General features: G+C 68.8%; 17 protein-coding genes and 1 tRNA gene. 8 read left to right on the top strand and 10 right to left on the bottom strand.

Annotated features, from left to right (window positions below):
* Positions 1-21: 21 nt before the first annotated feature.
* Positions 22-1,089, bottom strand: coding sequence for an iron chelate uptake ABC transporter family permease subunit (locus HDC34_RS07105; RefSeq protein ID WP_308807282.1), 1,068 nt, complete (start codon positions 1,087-1,089; stop codon positions 22-24).
* Between the two features lie 58 nt (positions 1,090-1,147).
* Here HDC34_RS07105 and HDC34_RS07100 point away from each other — a divergent pair, with 58 nt between their 5' ends.
* Complete coding sequence (locus tag HDC34_RS07100) at positions 1,148-2,143, top strand: ABC transporter substrate-binding protein (RefSeq protein WP_179556366.1); 996 nt, start codon at positions 1,148-1,150, stop codon at positions 2,141-2,143.
* A gap of 80 nt (positions 2,144-2,223) precedes the next feature.
* Here HDC34_RS07100 and HDC34_RS07095 read toward each other — a convergent pair whose 3' ends face one another.
* Positions 2,224-3,510, bottom strand: a complete 1,287-nt coding sequence (locus HDC34_RS07095; RefSeq protein ID WP_179556365.1) for a heparan-alpha-glucosaminide N-acetyltransferase domain-containing protein — start codon at positions 3,508-3,510, stop codon at positions 2,224-2,226.
* A gap of 56 nt (positions 3,511-3,566) precedes the next feature.
* A complete protein-coding gene (locus tag HDC34_RS07090) occupies positions 3,567-3,917 on the bottom strand; it encodes a DUF2200 domain-containing protein (protein WP_104312427.1) in 351 nt (116 codons plus the stop codon).
* 67 nt (positions 3,918-3,984) lie between these two features.
* Between HDC34_RS07090 and HDC34_RS07085 the strand changes: the two genes are divergently transcribed.
* Positions 3,985-4,665, top strand: a complete 681-nt coding sequence (locus tag HDC34_RS07085; protein WP_374757239.1) for an NADPH-dependent F420 reductase — start codon at positions 3,985-3,987, stop codon at positions 4,663-4,665.
* A 62-nt stretch (positions 4,666-4,727) separates the two neighbouring features.
* Here HDC34_RS07085 and HDC34_RS07080 read toward each other — a convergent pair.
* Positions 4,728-4,800: transfer RNA gene (locus HDC34_RS07080), tRNA-Ala, on the bottom strand.
* A gap of 364 nt (positions 4,801-5,164) precedes the next feature.
* Here HDC34_RS07080 and HDC34_RS18180 point away from each other — a divergent pair.
* The 3 genes from HDC34_RS18180 (at position 5,165) to HDC34_RS07065 (ending at position 7,671) form a co-directional block, all read left to right on the top strand.
* Positions 5,165-5,827: an AraC family transcriptional regulator gene (locus HDC34_RS18180; RefSeq protein WP_179556363.1), complete on the top strand. Its 663-nt coding sequence runs from the start codon at positions 5,165-5,167 to the stop codon at positions 5,825-5,827.
* A 192-nt stretch (positions 5,828-6,019) separates the two neighbouring features.
* Positions 6,020-6,838, top strand: coding sequence for an ABC transporter ATP-binding protein (locus HDC34_RS07070; protein WP_179556362.1), 819 nt, complete (start codon positions 6,020-6,022; stop codon positions 6,836-6,838).
* A complete protein-coding gene (locus HDC34_RS07065; RefSeq protein WP_179556361.1) occupies positions 6,835-7,671 on the top strand; it encodes a siderophore-interacting protein in 837 nt (278 codons plus the stop codon). The genes HDC34_RS07070 and HDC34_RS07065 overlap by 4 nt, the downstream gene beginning before the upstream one ends.
* Before the next feature lie 12 nt (positions 7,672-7,683).
* Here the strand turns inward: HDC34_RS07065 and HDC34_RS07060 are convergent, their stop codons facing one another.
* The 4 genes from HDC34_RS07060 to HDC34_RS07045 form a co-directional block, all read right to left on the bottom strand.
* Complete coding sequence (locus HDC34_RS07060) at positions 7,684-8,616, bottom strand: hypothetical protein (RefSeq protein ID WP_104312432.1); 933 nt, start codon at positions 8,614-8,616, stop codon at positions 7,684-7,686.
* Positions 8,617-8,659: 43 nt separating this feature from the next.
* Positions 8,660-9,781: a hypothetical protein gene (locus tag HDC34_RS07055; protein ID WP_179556360.1), complete on the bottom strand. Its 1,122-nt coding sequence runs from the start codon at positions 9,779-9,781 to the stop codon at positions 8,660-8,662.
* 97 nt (positions 9,782-9,878) lie between these two features.
* Positions 9,879-10,526 carry a GNAT family N-acetyltransferase gene (locus HDC34_RS07050; RefSeq protein WP_179556359.1) on the bottom strand — a complete coding sequence of 216 codons (648 nt, stop codon included), beginning with the start codon at positions 10,524-10,526 and terminating at the stop codon, positions 9,879-9,881.
* A 12-nt stretch (positions 10,527-10,538) separates the two neighbouring features.
* Positions 10,539-11,462: a UTP--glucose-1-phosphate uridylyltransferase gene (locus HDC34_RS07045; protein ID WP_179556358.1), complete on the bottom strand. Its 924-nt coding sequence runs from the start codon at positions 11,460-11,462 to the stop codon at positions 10,539-10,541.
* A gap of 134 nt (positions 11,463-11,596) precedes the next feature.
* Here HDC34_RS07045 and HDC34_RS07040 point away from each other — a divergent pair, with 134 nt between their 5' ends.
* From HDC34_RS07040 to mscL, 3 genes are read left to right on the top strand one after another with little or no spacing between them, the layout of a single operon-like run.
* Positions 11,597-12,175 (top strand): 5-formyltetrahydrofolate cyclo-ligase, encoded by a 579-nt coding sequence (locus HDC34_RS07040; protein WP_179556357.1) that lies wholly within the window; start codon positions 11,597-11,599, stop codon positions 12,173-12,175.
* Between the two features lie 59 nt (positions 12,176-12,234).
* Positions 12,235-12,552 carry an FmdB family zinc ribbon protein gene (locus HDC34_RS07035; RefSeq protein WP_104312437.1) on the top strand — a complete coding sequence of 106 codons (318 nt, stop codon included), beginning with the start codon at positions 12,235-12,237 and terminating at the stop codon, positions 12,550-12,552.
* A 45-nt stretch (positions 12,553-12,597) separates the two neighbouring features.
* Positions 12,598-13,035, top strand: coding sequence for a large conductance mechanosensitive channel protein MscL (mscL, locus tag HDC34_RS07030; RefSeq protein ID WP_104253781.1), 438 nt, complete (start codon positions 12,598-12,600; stop codon positions 13,033-13,035).
* A gap of 109 nt (positions 13,036-13,144) precedes the next feature.
* On the opposite strand, the gene HDC34_RS07025 is transcribed toward mscL, so the two are convergent.
* Both HDC34_RS07025 and HDC34_RS07020 read right to left on the bottom strand, forming a co-directional pair.
* Positions 13,145-14,473: an MFS transporter gene (locus HDC34_RS07025; protein ID WP_179556356.1), complete on the bottom strand. Its 1,329-nt coding sequence runs from the start codon at positions 14,471-14,473 to the stop codon at positions 13,145-13,147.
* Entirely contained in the window at positions 14,466-14,732 is a 267-nt protein-coding gene (locus tag HDC34_RS07020; protein ID WP_257023091.1) for a hypothetical protein, read from the bottom strand. The genes HDC34_RS07025 and HDC34_RS07020 overlap by 8 nt, the downstream gene beginning before the upstream one ends.
* Positions 14,733-14,734: the final 2 nt, after the last annotated feature.

The raw sequence follows: 14,734 nt of genomic DNA, 5'->3' as shown, positions 1-14,734 counted from the left end.
GCGGCGTGATGTCCTGCCTGGTCACAGGCCGCTCACCTTCTTCCGGCGTGCCAGTGCGATGAGCACCGGGGCGCCGATGAACGCCGTGACGATGCCGACGGGGAGCTCGCCTGGCCGGAGCACGACCCGGCCGAGGACGTCTGCGACGAGCATGAGAGAGGGACCGAGGAGCACGCTGAGTCCGAGGATCCAGCGCTGATCCTGGCCCACCATGGCCCGTGCGAGGTGCGGCACCATGAGGCCGACGAACGCGATGGGGCCGGCGATCGCCGTGGCGCCTCCCGCGAGCAGCGTGACGGCGACGATGGACAGCACCCTGGTGCGCGCGACCGAGGAGCCGAGCGAGTGGGCGAGGTCGTCGCCAAGCGCCAGCGCATTCAGCGAGCGGCCCAGCGAGAGCGCCAGCACCACTCCTGCGACGACGAACGGCGCGACCGGCAGCGTGGTCTCGAGCGTTCGAAGTTGAAAGGAGCCGGACTCCCACACGAGCAGGGCGTTGAACCGCTGCGGGTCGGAGAAGCGGATCGCGGCGATGATGCCGCTCAGCACTGCCCCGAACGCCATGCCGGCGAGTGTGAGCCTGAGCGGGTTCGGCCCGCCTTTTCCGCTGCCCAGGAAGTAGACGAGCACGGTTGTCGCCGCGGCGCCCAGGAACGCGAACCACACGTATCCGTTGGGGCTGGTCACGCCGAGCACGGCCACGGCGAGCGCGACGGCGAAGGATGCCCCCGAGGTGACGCCGAGGATGCCGGGGTCCGCGAGGGGGTTCCGGGTGACGGATTGGATGATGGCACCAGCGACTGCCAGGCCGGCGCCGACGAGCAGGCCGATGATGGTGCGCGTGACACGCAGGTCGAGAATCGCCGTGCGCGTGGCCTGGTCGACGTCTCCCCCGGTGACCGCGGCCCAGACCTGCCCGAGCGGCACTTCCCGGGAGCCGATCGCGATGCTGAGGGCGCAGGCGAGGGCGAGCAGGAGGGTCGAGATCAGGAGCATGGAGCCTCGCCGCGCCGCTGAGACGCGCTTGGTCGAGCCTGCCGCGGAACGGACCACGCCGCCAGGTGGCCCGGCTTTCACTTCTGTCGTCACGACAACCGAGTTTAGGCTAACCTACATCGACTGCCGCTCACTCAGACAGAAGGTCTCCATGAAACACCTCGCCAAGGGCCTCGCCCTCGCTTCCGCAGCCACTCTCCTGCTGACGGGATGCTCCGCGACCGCCGACACCGATGCAGGAGACACGTCCGCCCCGGCAGCCGGTGGCACGTTCCCAGCGGTCGTCGACACCAAGTTCGGCGAGGTCACGATCGATGAGGCACCGACCCGCATCGTCGCCCTCGGATGGGGTGATGCCGAGACGGCGCTCGCGCTTGGCGTCCAGCCTGTCGGCGCGTCGGACTGGCTGGCGTTCGGCGGTGAAGGTGTCGGCCCCTGGGCTGAGGGTCTCTACGACACGGCCCCGGTCATCATCGAGACCATGGAGCCCGACTACGAGGCGATTGCGGCCCTCGAACCCGATCTCATCCTCGACACGAAGAGCTCCGGAGACCAGGACCGCTACGACCGTCTCTCCTCGATCACCACCACGGTGGGTGTGCCGGAGGGAGGCGACAGCTACCTGACGTCGACCGACCAGCAGATGCAGCTCATCTCGAGCGCGCTCGGCGTCCCCGAGAAGGGTGACGAGCTGCTCGCGGACGTGGACGCGGCCTTCGCTGCTGTCGCAGACGCCAACCCGGAGTGGGCTGGCAAGACGGCGACCGCGGCCACGAAGACGTCCGAGGGCTGGGGCGCGTACATCGACGGCAGCGAGCGTGTCGCGTTCCTCGAGAACCTCGGCTTCGTGCAGAGCCCGAAGATCGCCGAGCTCCCTGTCGCCGAGTCTGGCTTCACCTCGACCGTCTCCAACGAGCAGCTCGACCTGCTCGACGCAGACCTGATTGTCGCGTTCCCGATCTTCATCGAGAAGTCGGCCATCACCGATGACGCGCAGTGGCAGCAGATTCCCGCAGTCGCGGACGGGCGTGCCGTCGTCATCGACGGCGACGTCGCCTCGGCGTACTCACTCGGCACGACGCTCGCCGTGCAGTACGCCATCGACCAGGTCGCCCCGCAGATCGAGACGGCGCTCGCCGGCAAGTAGCGCGCAGCCTGACGCAGACGGCGCCCGCCCACCGAGTCCCGGTGGCGGGCGCCGTCTCCGCCTGCGCACCTTCGGCGCGCTCACTCGCGACGCGCATCCATGAGGGACGCGAATCGCTGCCCTGTCCAGGTCACGGCCGCCTCGAGCGGGCCCCGACGCCGCCACCAGAAGAAGAAGACGGCGCCGACGGCGAGCGCGCACGCGACATGGATAAGCCAGATCAGGGCGCTCGAGACAAGCCAGAACAGCTCCGGGGCATCCGCGAGCACACCGCCGTGGACCAGCGCCGTATAGGTGACCCCTGCCACGATGACGTGCAGGGTGTAGATCGTCAGCGGTGTCGCCCCCGCACCGAGAGCCGGTCCGAGGACGCGGAGTGTCGCGTCGCCGAGTCGCAGGCAGACGGCGAGGCACAGGCCGATGGCGATGAGTGAGGTGCCCGCCGTGATCGCCAGGTCGAACGTCGTCCCGGAGTGAGGGGCGGGCGATGCCAGGAACCAGCCGCTGTCCGTCGGGGTGGTGCCGAAGGCGGCGGAGTAGAAGAGCTCGGACGCCTGATCTCCGGCACCCGTCGAGGCGCTGATCGAGCTCAGACCGCCGAACGGCCCGGCGAGCAGCATGCTGATGCCGACGCCCAGGAGCGCAAGCACTGATCCCACGGCCGTGAGTCCGAGGCTCAACTGCAGGATCGTGCCGCGTTCGCGGGCGACGAGGAGCATCCGCCCGACCACCATGCCGACGATCGCGTAGACCACCCAGGTCAGCACCGGGTAGGTGCCCGTGACGAAGAGCCCCCGGAGGAGCTCGAGCGGATGCGCGAGGTCGAGCCAGCTGGGTGTGCCGAGCTCGGAGCCGACGTTGAGGGGTGCGCGCAGGAGCATCGACAGGAACGGCCACAGCCCGGCCCAGGCGGTCGCGACCATGAGCAGCGACACGTTCGAGAGCCGGAGGAGCGGCGCGACGAGCCAGAACACGAGTCCGTAGTAGACCAGGATCACGGCGATCGGGCCGGGCACGAGGCCGAGGGTCATTCCGATCACCATGAGGGCCAGGCCTCGCCCGAAGACGTTGAGGGCAGCCGCCCCGAAGGCGCGGCGGTCCCGCTGCTTCCTCGTGGTGAGCACGACGCCGATCCCGGCGAGCACCGCGAAGAGGGCGGCCGCCTTGCCTCCGAGGAACGCGGCGAGGGCGGGCGTGGATCCGTCAGAGTTGGTGACCCACACGTGCGTTGCCATCATGCCGATGAGCGCCAGGAAGCGCGCGAGGTCGAGGCCCGTGATGCGTCCCGCGCGCCGAGCGCCCTCGCCGGCAGGCCCACCACCTCGGAGGGGTGCGGCCGGCTTGCCTGGCATGCTCTGGGCGCTCACGCATTCACGCTACCGTCACGGCGCGCCGACGCGCACGTCCCCGCGGGGAGGCGGAGTCAGCTCCGGAGGATCTTCTCCATCGATTTCCCCTTCGCGAGCTCGTCGACGAGCTTGTCGAGGTAGCGGATCTCCTGCATGAGAGGCTCCTCGATCTCCTCCACTCGGATGCCGCAGACGACGCCCTTGATGAGGGCGCGGTTCGGCTGCATGAGCGGCGCATCGCCGAAGAAGCCCTCGAAGTCGACGCGGCGCTCGATGGTCCCGTCGAGCTGCTCCTCGGAGTACCCGGTGAGCCAGCGGATGATCTCATCGACCTCGGCCTTCGTGCGCCCCTTCCGCTCCGCCTTCGTGACGTAGTGCGGGTAGACGTCCGCGAACGCGGTCCCGTAGATGCGATGGCCTGCCATGTCAGCTCCCTCGTGTCGTCCAGATTCTAGCGACGTCACCTGCCGTCACGCGCTGTCACATCGGAAGATTCCGCGCGCATCCGGGGTTGGTTCGAGCATGACAACTCTCGGAATCATCGGTGCAGGCAATATCGGCAGCCAGGTCGCTCGGAAGGCGGTGGAGGCGGGGTACGACGTCGTCATCAGCAACTCCCGCGGGCCGGAGACGCTCGCGTCGCTCGTCGCGGAACTCGGGCCGACGGCACGCGCGGCGACGGCCATAGAAGTTGCCGAAGCCGCGGAGGTGGCCGTCGTGACCATCCCGCTCCACGCATACAGCGCCGTGCCGGTCGAGGCACTCGCCGGCAAGATCGTGCTCGACACCAACAACTACTATCCGCAGCGCGACGGTGCCATCGCCGAACTCGACGACGAGACCACCACCACATCCGAGCTGCTCCAGCAGCACCTCCCCCAGTCGCGGGTCGTCAAGGCGTTCAATCACATCGGCGCCGCCGACATCACCAGGGACGCTCGCCCCGCGGAAGACGCCGAACGACGCGCTCTGGTCGCGGCCAGCGACAGCCAGGACGCCCTCGACGTGGTCCGCGGAATCTACGACCAGTTCGGCTTCGACACGGTCGAGGTGACGCCGCTCGCCGAGGGATGGCGCATCCAGCGCGACACCCCGGGCTACGGCGCCCGAGCGACGAAACCCCAGCTGGTGGCGGCACTCGCCGAAGCCAAGCGATACCGCGACCTCAGCTGAAAGCCAGCGACGCGTAGCGCACGAAAAGAGGGCCCGATCGAGTGATCGGGCCCTCAGTGGTGTGGACCTAAGGAGATTCGAACTCCTGACCTCCTCGATGCGAACGAGGCGCGCTACCAACTGCGCCATAGGCCCTGACGGGAGGAAACATTACCACTGGGCAGCACGGACTGCCAACGCGACCCGCGCGAGCCGTCGCCGAATCAAAGTCACCGTACATCCCGCATCAGGTTCCACGATCCTGGATTGCGGACGTCAACATTGGAGGAATCCCTATGAGCTTCTTGACTACTCATACGGATCGTTTGGAACGGTCCTACAGTGTGTACCATCTCGAGGTATGCGCACCTCCGGACTCCCGCCTACGTGGCAACGTGACTCGAACACCTCCGTGATCGAGCCGGACGTCTCCCCGCCTCTCGCTCTGCTTCCCGCCGCGAGAACCCTGCCGAGGCGAGAGCAGGGCCACGCTGTCCAATGGGAGCCGCATTCGCATCCCGTGAGCCAGCTCCTCTCCGTGCAGCACGGGATCATGAAGCTCGTCGTAGAGCGGAGCGTCTGGGTGGTGCCGCCTCACTTCGCCGTCTGGGTCCCGGCCGGCATCGTCCACACCAGTCGCGTCTCCTCGGACTGCGAATTCCAAGCGACGTTCTTCTCGGAGCGAGAGTCATTCCTCCGCCCCCGAGACGCCTACGGAGTGACGGTCACGCCGTTGCTGCAGGAACTGCTGGCCCGCCTCCAGGCCGCCGATCTCACCCAGGTGCAGCGCCGCAACATCGAGCGGGTCCTCTTCGACAACCTCGCCCCAACGTCGCACGACCTCCGCGTCCGCATGCCCCGCGACCAGCGCATCCTGCCCATCGCAGACGTGCTCAGCGCAGACCCGGGCGACCGCCGATCGCTCGACGAATGGGCCGAATCGCTCGCAGTGAGCAGCAAGACGCTCGCCCGGATCTTCCAGAACGAGACGGGCGTCTCGTTCCACAGCTGGCGCCAGCTGGTCCGCGTGCAGTCGGCTCTCGAGCAGCTCTCGAACGGGCACAGCGTTGCGCTCGTCGCGCGATCACTGGGATACGCGCAGACCAGCACGTTCATCGACGCGTTCAGGCGAGTGCTCGCGATGACCCCGGGCCAGTACCGCGCGCACGCCCTCATCGCCTGAACCGCGGAGCGTCCCGGGAGGCGCAGGACCGGACTCTCAACACCGGACACCACCGAACCGTGGGATACTCGGGAGCAAGGCAAGCCTAGCCTGTGCCCGCCAGACGAAGTAGGTCCACAACATGCGAGACACCACCGAGCTCACCCCTGCGAGTGCACCGCCGATCGCCGACGCTCGCAAGCGCAGCCTCGCGTGAGCGGAGAGCTGCGCGCCGCCGCCCTCACGGTCGCCTACGACCAGCGGACCGTCCTCGATGGGTTCGACGTCACCATCCCGGCGAACTCCTTCACCGTCATCGTCGGACCCAACGCGTGCGGCAAATCCACCCTCTTGCGCTCGCTCGCCCGTCTGCTTCCCGCGGCCGGCGGCAGCGTGCTCCTCGACTCCACGGACATCCGCACCCTCAAGGCCAAGGAGCTCGCCAAGCGCATCGGGCTGCTCCCCCAGTCCTCGATCGCCCCCGACACGATCACCGTCGCCGACCTCGTGTCGCGTGGCCGGCACCCGCACCAGGGCATCCTCCAGCGGTGGTCTCACGACGACGACGACGCGGTTGAGGAAGCCCTCGAGCGGACCGGCCTCACCGACCTCGCAGAGCGCAGCGTCGACGAGCTGTCCGGCGGTCAACGCCAGCGCGTGTGGATCGCCATGGTGCTGGCACAGGACACCCCCGTCGTACTTCTCGACGAGCCGACCACCTACCTCGATCTCGCGCACCAGATCGACGTCCTCGAACTCTGCGCCGAGCTGCACCGCCAAGGCAAGACCCTCATCGCCGTCCTGCACGACCTCAATCAGGCAGCACGCTACGCGACACACCTCATCGCATTGAACGCGGGCGAGCTCATCGCCGAAGGGCCCCCGGCAAGCGTCGTCACCGAGGAGCTCGTCGCCGAGGTCTTCGGCGTGCGAGCACGAATCGTGCCGGACCCTGAGACGCGCACGCCGCTCGTCGTTCCCCTCGCCCACTCCGCCCTCGTGCAGCGGTCTCCCACGTCAATGCCTGCATGACCGAGGACTACACGCCATTCCCGCCGTTCGTCACCCAGGTCAAGCGGGTGGCTCGCGTCTCCCCCAGCTACGTGCGGATCACGCTCGGTGCCGACGGCCTCGAGCACTTCGCACCGCACGGCAACGATCACCGCATCAAACTCGTCTTCCAGCACGCCGACGGCAGCTACGGCGACTTCGGTATCAAGGACTCTCCAGCACCCGCGCTCACCGACTGGTACTCGAAGTGGCGCACGCTGCCAGACGAGCAGCGGAACCCCATCCGCACCTACACACCCAGTGCGACGCGCCCATCGCTCCGGGAGATCGACATCGACTTCGTCCTCCACCAGCCGGCCGGCCCCGCCACCGCGTGGGCGGCGAACGCCAGGCCCGGGGACGAGCTCATCGTCGTCGGCCCCGACGTCCGAGCCGAGGATTCGACCGGCGGCATGGACTTCCAACCCCACGGGGCGCGGCGCCTCCTGCTCGCTGCCGATGAGACGGGGCTGCCGGCCGTGCGCAACATCCTGCAGCACCTCCCGACGACGACCGCGGCGAGCGTGTTCCTCGAAGTCCCTTCGGCCGCCGATTGCGTTCCCCTCCCCACCGGCAACGCGGACGTCGTCGTCACGTGGCTCGTGAGAGGGCAGCACCCGTACGGCGAGCGGCTCACCCAGGCCGTGGATGCCTGGGCCGTCGCGACGGAGATCTCCGGTTCGTTCTACGCGTGGCTGGCCGGCGAATCGTCGACGGTGAAGGTCATCCGCCGACACCTCGTCCGCCAGTGCGACCTGCCGCCGAGTTCGATCACCTTCTCGGGGTACTGGAAGATCGGCCGGGCAGAGAACTGAGGGGCGGCCGGGTCAGTCGCCGTTGGGGGCCGATGTGAAGTTGGGGCCACCGCTGGGCTGCGGCTCCGGCTTCGGCTCCGGGGGCTTCGTCTCTTCCGGCTCCGGAGCCTGCGACGGCGCAGGCGCCTGCGTCATCTGCGGAGCCTCGGTCGCTGGCGGCTGCGTCGCCGCAGGCGCCGAGGGGGCAGGCGCAGCGGTCGTGGGAGCAGGCGGAACGTAGGTGCGGCGGTTGCCGAAGTGCTCGGCTCGGGCGTCGCCAACCACCTGCGGGATCTCGATGACCGCGGCGACCAGCGCCGTCAGATCCTGACCCTGCGCGTTGGCGCGGACGATCTCGATGAGCTCAGCCAGCCGCTCATCGGTCTCCCACTCAGACTGGTCGTACTCTTCGACCTCGGTCTCCGCTGCGGTCGCAACCCGCTGCGAGTACTCCGCGACGAAGTACGGCACGGCGGATTGCATCGTCGAAGTGGCGCCGGCGGCGTCGTTCGCGTCGATCTGATCCCGAGCCGTCGCGAGCAGGTCGCCCATCTTGGTCTTCGACTCGTCCGTCACAAGACCGTTCGACATGACGTACGCCGGCTCGATCGCGTCGACCTGCGCACTCACAGCGAGGGTCTCCGGGCTCAGGACGACGACGGCCGGCTGCGCAGGGGCAGCCGTGGACGCTGCGAGCGACTCCTTGCGGACCGAGGCGAACGAGCCGATCGAGACGGGGATCACCACCACGACGACCACAAGTGCGACGGCGGCCACGAACCAGCTCACCCGGGCGGCAGCCGGAGCGGCACGGAAGCGCGCGAAGGGACCACCGAGGAGAAGACGAGCGTTCGTCGCGCCGGTGCGGTCGAGCGTCTCATCGCCGGCCGCGAAGATCCCGTTCGGCACATCGATCGATGAGTCGTCGGTCTTCGCGAACGGGTCGCCGTCTACTGGTGTTGCCATGATCCGACCACACTAGTGGATCGCCTGCACCGCCTGGCGGCGACTAGCCGACGCGGCGACGCCGAAGCGCGGCGTCGAGATCGCCCATGCCGGGCTCGACCTCGTCCAGAATGCCCATGCTCGCCCAGCGGCTCGGCCGCTTCTCGACCGGAGCCACCACGATGGGGTTCAGCACGGCCTCGCTCAGCTGCGGCGACGACTGGGCCAGCCCGGCACGAGTGGCTGCGGTCTGCGCCAGGGGCACTCCCTGCATCGCAGCGGAAGCACGGGTCGAGAACGTCGCGATCCCCGGCTGCGCGTGCGCATCCCGGATCTTCTGCTCGGACCGACGCGCTGCCTCACGAAGCAGCTCGAGATGGTTGACCTTCTCGACTTCCACCCCGCCGCCAGGACCGTCCGGGCCGGGTCGCCCGGGTGTCCCCGACTCCTCCTCAGGAGCAGTCAGCGACTCCGCAGACGAACGCTCGAGATACAGGGGCTTCGGCACTGGAACGGGAACCCAGCCGTCGAGCGGCTCAGTGACCTGGACCTCGGCGGCTGGCTGAGCTGCGGGGCGGGCCGCGTCGCTCACCGAGAAGTCGATCGTTGCGTCCGCGCGTCGTTCGGCCTTCGGCCGGCGCTCGGCGCCAACCGCCACTCGAGCCGCGAGCCGCTGCGCGTTCGCGATGCGGGCGAGCCGCTGCAGGCCCGCAACGCCGGCGAGCACCGTCACCACGCCGGCGACCAGCACCCACCAGACCCCGGCGGTCGCGCCGAGCGCGATGCCCACTCCGACCGCGACGATGCCCACGAGCGTCACAAGAGAGGTGACGAGACGACCGCGTCGCGTCGCACGCGCGGCGCGCTGGCGGTCTTCCGCAGAGCGGGGCACGGTCACGGCAGGCAGGGCCCGACGAGCCGCCTCATCGCGTTCACGTTCCGCGCGCTCGGCCTCGGCCCTCGCACGCTTGATGCGGCGCTCCTGCTCGCTCACGCCACGCCCGTCGGCCCGCACGCGAGCCCCACCGAGATCGCTCGTGGTCGCGAGCGAGTGCAGGGCCTGCTGCATGCGGATGGCGTTCTGCTCGGTGGCGAGGTAGTTGCGGCGGCGCACCCACGTCGGCACGAAATAGGCGAGCCAGAGCGTCACCGCCAGGGCGAGGACGAGACTGCTGCCGAACTGCATGGCGTCAACATTAAGGGCGGACGCACCCGCGGCCGCCGATTGCTGCGGAGTGTCAGATTCGGCAATCCTGAACTTCTCGCGACGCGCAGGAGGAACCTCAGCGAAGAGGGGTCGACGTCCGCTCCCAATCAGCCTCGGGCACCTGCGCCTCACGCTCGTCGGCGGCGCCCTCGCGCCACCGTCGCAGCACCCCCTGCGGCACCTCTTCGCGCACGACGGCGAAGCAGAAGTGGTCGCGCCAGTCGCCGTCGATGTGGATGTACCGACGACGCAGGCCCTCGTACCGGAAGCCCAGCTTCTCGACGACCCGCAGCGACTTCGCGTTCTCGGGCCTGATGCAGATCTCCATGCGGTGCAGACCGAGCCCCTGCAGGCAGTGGTCGGTGGCCATCGCCGTCGCGATAGTCGCGAGCCCCTTCCCCGCGAAGTCACGCGCGACCCAGTAGCCGAGTGTCGCCGAGGACAGGGCACCGTAGCTGATGCCAGACACCGTCAGCTGGCCGGCGAATCGACCCTCGTACGTGATCACGAACGGCAGGGCCGTGTGCGCCGAGGCCTGGGACAGCAGAGATCGGATGCCGCCGCGCACGTCCCAGCGACCGCCACCACCAGGGCTCGTCGCCTCCCACGGCTGCAGCCACTCGCGGTTCGCGAGCAGCACTGACTCGAGTTCCCGCGCATCCCGGACCCTGATGGGACGCAGCGACACCGGGCCGTGCGTCAGCGTGGGAACGGAAGCGCTCATAGGAAGCGGAGTCTACTCTGCGAGCGACTTCGCGAACTGCCGCAGCCACGGGCTGAGCGCCGGACCCAGCTTGGGGTCGTCGACGGCGAGCTCGACGATCGCCTTGATGTAGTCGAGCTTGTTCCCCGTGTCGAAGCGACGCTCACGGTAGACCACGCCCACGACACCGCCGAGTTCCGCCCGGTTCGCGGCCAGCACCTGGAGGGCGTCGGTGAGCTGGATCTCTCCCCCGGCGCCCGGCTCCGTCTGCTCGAGCACGGCGAAGACCTCGGGGCGCAGCAGGTAGCGGCCGATGACCGCGAAGTTCGAGGGCGCGTCCTCGACAGACGGCTTCTCGACGAGACCCGTGATCTGGATCGTGTCCGGACCGGCGCCCGGCACACCCTCCGCGACGCTCGAGGCGGCGTCGTAGGCAACGACCCCGTAGGAGGAGATCATGGCCGGGTCGACCTCCTGCAGGGCGACGACGCTCGCCCCCGTCGCCTCGTGCACCTCGATCATGCGCGAGAGCAGCGAACCGCCACCCGCCATGATGTCGTCACCGAGCAGCACGGCGAACGCCTCGTCGCCGACGTGCTGACGCGCGCGCAGCACAGCGTGCCCGAGGCCGAGCGGGTCGCCCTGACGCAGGTAGTGCACGTCGGCGAGATTCGTCGCCGCCCGCACCCTCGCGAGCTTCTCCGTCTCGCCCCGCGCCTCGAGGAGCGCCTCGATCTCGGCGACCCGGTCGAAGTGGTTCTCGAGGGTCGTCTTGTTGCGTCCGGTGATCATGAGCACGTCCGACAGGCCGGCTTCGACCGCTTCCTCGACCACGTACTGGATCGCTGGCCGGTCGACCACCGGCAGCATCTCCTTCGGTATGGCTTTCGTCGCGGGCAGGAACCTCGTCCCGAGACCCGCAGCAGGAATAACGGCCTTTGTGATGCGCGAGGACATAGGCCGTATCGTATGGCCCTCGCAGGTCGTCGCGAAACGCAGGGCCCCACGCGCGTCATCGCGCCGAGGCTGTTGCGGGTTCGCGCGTCGGCCGCTCGTGAGCCGCGCACGTGCCCTTCGCTAGGCTCCTTGCCATGGCGACCGACGCGAAGACCGAGAAGCGCGCCCTCCGCGCGGAGATCCGACAGCGACGACGCAGTCACGGAGAGCTGCTGCTCTCGGAGCACGCCGAACACCTCGCGCACCACCTGCGGGAGCTCGTCGTCGCCCACGGCGCGACACGCATCTCCTGCTACCTCTCCGGCGAGTTCGAGCCGAGCACCAGGCCGTTCCTCAACTGGGCGAGCGACGCTGGCATCACCGTGCTCCTCCCCGTCACACGTGAAGACGGACTCCTCGACTGGGTCGTCTCCGACGGCGAATCGGAGCACCCGCACGAGCTCGGCTTCCCCGAAGCCATCGGCGAGCTCCTCGGGCCCATAGCGCTCGGCGACGCGGACCTCCTCATCGTGCCCGCCGCATCCATCGATCTGGAGGGCTACCGGATGGGCTGGGGGCGCGGCTACTACGACCGGACGCTCGGCTCGATGGCCGACAGGCCGCCCGTCTTCGCCGTGGTCTTCGACGACGAACTCGTCGGCGTTGTCCCCCGCGAGATGCACGACGAGCGGGTGGATGGCGTCGTCACGCCGTCCGGGATCACACGTTTCTGACGCATTACCCCGCGGGCCCTCCGGCGCGTTTATGCTGTCCTGGTCCCGAAAGCGAGATTATGCCTACCTATTCCTACCGTTGCACCGAATGTGACAACGCCTTCGACATCCAGCAGGGGTTCGCCGACTCGAGCCTCACGGTCTGCGACGCGTGCGGAGGCAAGCTGCGCAAGGTCTTCGGTGCCGTCGGCGTCTCCTTCAAGGGATCCGGTTTCTACCGGACCGACTCCGCGGCCAGCGCCAAGAAGGGCTCCGGCTCCGGCTCCGCTTCCTCTTCGGGGGCCACCTCCGAGTCGAAGCCCGCACCTGCCAAGAAGGACCCGGCTCCAGCCGCGGCCTCCAGCACCTCCAGCAGCAGCACTTCAGCTTCTTCCTGAACTGACAACTTCTCCGTACGCGAGTACAGAACGAAAGGGGACCCCGTGAAGGGATTCCGCGAATTCATCATGCGTGGCAACGTCATCGAGCTTGCCGTCGCCGTCATCATCGGTGCCGCGTTCACCGGCATCGTCACCGCCATCGTCGATGGCATCTTCAACCCGATCATCGCTACCATCTTCCAGGCTGACGACATCGCGGCCGCGACCGTCAACATCGCCGGGGCGCAGATCGGCTTCGGCGCGGTCATCGCGGCGATCATCCAGTTCGTCCTGATCGCTGCGGTCGTGTACTTCGCGATCATCGTGCCGATCAACAAGCTCAACGACATGAGCTACCGCCTCATCCACGGCAAGCCGAAGCCCGCCGTCGAGGCCGCCGTGACCGAGAAGGACATCCTCGAGGAGATCCGCGACCTCCTCAAGGCCCAGCAGGAGTCGCCAGCGAAGCTCCAGGGCGAAGGCCCCGAGACTCGCGCCTAGTCGAACTCGCTACAGCGCCGCAGCCCCAAGGGCTGCGCGAGAACGCCGCCGGTCACCCCGGCGGCGTTCTTGCGTCTCGGCGCCGTCTCAAGGGCAGGCCACGGGCCGATCAGGACGAACGGAACGTCTCGCGGCCCCACACCCAGGAGAGACACGCGATGGCGAGCATCAGAGACGAGACGATGATCGCCCAGGTGAACCCGAAGAGGTCGGCGATGACGCCGGCCACGATCGGGCCGAGGATGCTCCCACCGTCCTGCGTCATCTGGTACGTGGAGAGCACCTGGCCGCCGCTGCGTCCGTAGCCGATGATGTCGGAGATCACGGCCTGCTCCGCGGGGGCCGCGAGCCCGGAGCCCAGTCCCAGCACGAAGCTCAGCGCGAGCATCGTGGCGATATCGCTGGCGAACGCCGTCGCGAACATCGCCACCGCCGAGACGCCGAGGCCGATGAGGATGAACGGGCGACGCCCGACACGGTCCGTCTTCCGCCCCGCATACTGCAGCGAGACGACGTTGCCGACCGCGCCGACGGCGATGACGACCCCGATCACCCAGGGCTCCTGGCTGATGCTTGTCGCGACGAACAAGGGAAGGATCGCCGTCCGCACGCCGAAGTTCGCCCATCCGTTCGCGAAGCCGAACACGAGCGAGGCACGATAGGCGGAGTCCTGGAGCGCCTCGCGCAGGGACTTCGGCTCGAGCTTCCTCATGCCGGGGGCTCGGTCGTCGCCGGCATCGTGCAGTCCGGCCTCCTCGGCGGCCTTCCTGGCAGTGACGCGGTGCGCGCGCCCCATCATGACCCCGACGATGGCCGCGGCGATGACGAGGGTGCCCGAGTAGACGAGGAACGGCACGCCGATGCCGAACTGCGCGAGCGCCCCGCCGACCGCGGGTCCGGCGATGTTGCCGACGAGGAAGATGCCGCCCCAGAGGGCCGAGATGCGCCCGCGGATCTGCGGCGGCGAGTAGCGCGCGATCATGCCGGCGGCGGAGATCGTGAACATCACGGACCCGACGCCACCGAGCCCCCGGAAGACGAGCAGCTGCCAGTAGTCCTGAGCGAACGCCACGGCGGCCGTCGACGCCGCCACGATGAGGAGTCCCGCGACGTAGATGCGCCGCTCCCCCAGCTTGTTGATGAGGGCGCCTGCCCCGGGGGCGAACACGAGCCTCATGAACGCGAACGCGCTCACGACCACCGAGACCAGCGTCGCGCCGACTCCGAAGCTCAGGGCGTACTGCGGCAGCACGGGCACGATGAGCGCGAAGCCGATCGCGATGAAGAACGTGGCGACGAGCAGCACCCAGATCTCTGCGGGGATGGGAGGCCTGGGGCCGTCCGCGCTCGAGACGACGGGGGTCTGTCCGGTGGTGGGATGCTCGGGATCCGAACCCGGCACGTTGGGGTCGTTCGGTTCGATGGCCCGCTCAGCCATAGTGCGGTGGCTTGTCGGCGCGCAGCCGGGCGTCGTTGGGCCCCCTGGGGCTTTCAGCACGGTCGTCGGCGTAGCGCACGTCGGTGTCGCCCCAGGCGCTCGGAGAGTCCTCGCCGGCGAGCACGGCGGGCTCACGCCTGCCGTCCACCGACTGCGGCGCTGGGTCGCTGCCGGGCGGCGGCGCCGTCGTCACGCGGCGTCGCGGCTTGCCCCCGATGCGCGTCGATGCATGCTCGCTCTGGTCGTTCGAGTGGGTCACGC

Source organism: Pseudoclavibacter sp. JAI123, assembly GCF_013409665.1.
GTDB lineage: Bacteria > Actinomycetota > Actinomycetes > Actinomycetales > Microbacteriaceae > Pseudoclavibacter.
This window is presented reverse-complemented; position numbering and strand designations above follow the sequence as displayed.

Bases quoted from the DNA above. Each gene is read 5' to 3' on its own strand.
- HDC34_RS07065 (WP_179556361.1), top strand. From the start codon at position 6,835: ATGACCGAGGACTACACGCCATTCCCGCCGTTCGTCACCCAGGTCAAG.
- HDC34_RS07060 (WP_104312432.1), bottom strand. From the start codon at position 8,616: ATGGCAACACCAGTAGACGGCGACCCGTTCGCGAAGACCGACGACTCA.
- HDC34_RS07035 (WP_104312437.1), top strand. From the start codon at position 12,235: ATGCCTACCTATTCCTACCGTTGCACCGAATGTGACAACGCCTTCGAC.
- HDC34_RS07100 (WP_179556366.1), top strand. From the start codon at position 1,148: ATGAAACACCTCGCCAAGGGCCTCGCCCTCGCTTCCGCAGCCACTCTC.
- HDC34_RS07090 (WP_104312427.1), bottom strand. From the start codon at position 3,917: ATGGCAGGCCATCGCATCTACGGGACCGCGTTCGCGGACGTCTACCCG.
- HDC34_RS07055 (WP_179556360.1), bottom strand. From the start codon at position 9,781: ATGCAGTTCGGCAGCAGTCTCGTCCTCGCCCTGGCGGTGACGCTCTGG.
- HDC34_RS07050 (WP_179556359.1), bottom strand. From the start codon at position 10,526: ATGAGCGCTTCCGTTCCCACGCTGACGCACGGCCCGGTGTCGCTGCGT.
- HDC34_RS07045 (WP_179556358.1), bottom strand. From the start codon at position 11,462: ATGTCCTCGCGCATCACAAAGGCCGTTATTCCTGCTGCGGGTCTCGGG.
- HDC34_RS07025 (WP_179556356.1), bottom strand. From the start codon at position 14,473: ATGGCTGAGCGGGCCATCGAACCGAACGACCCCAACGTGCCGGGTTCG.
- HDC34_RS07040 (WP_179556357.1), top strand. From the start codon at position 11,597: ATGGCGACCGACGCGAAGACCGAGAAGCGCGCCCTCCGCGCGGAGATC.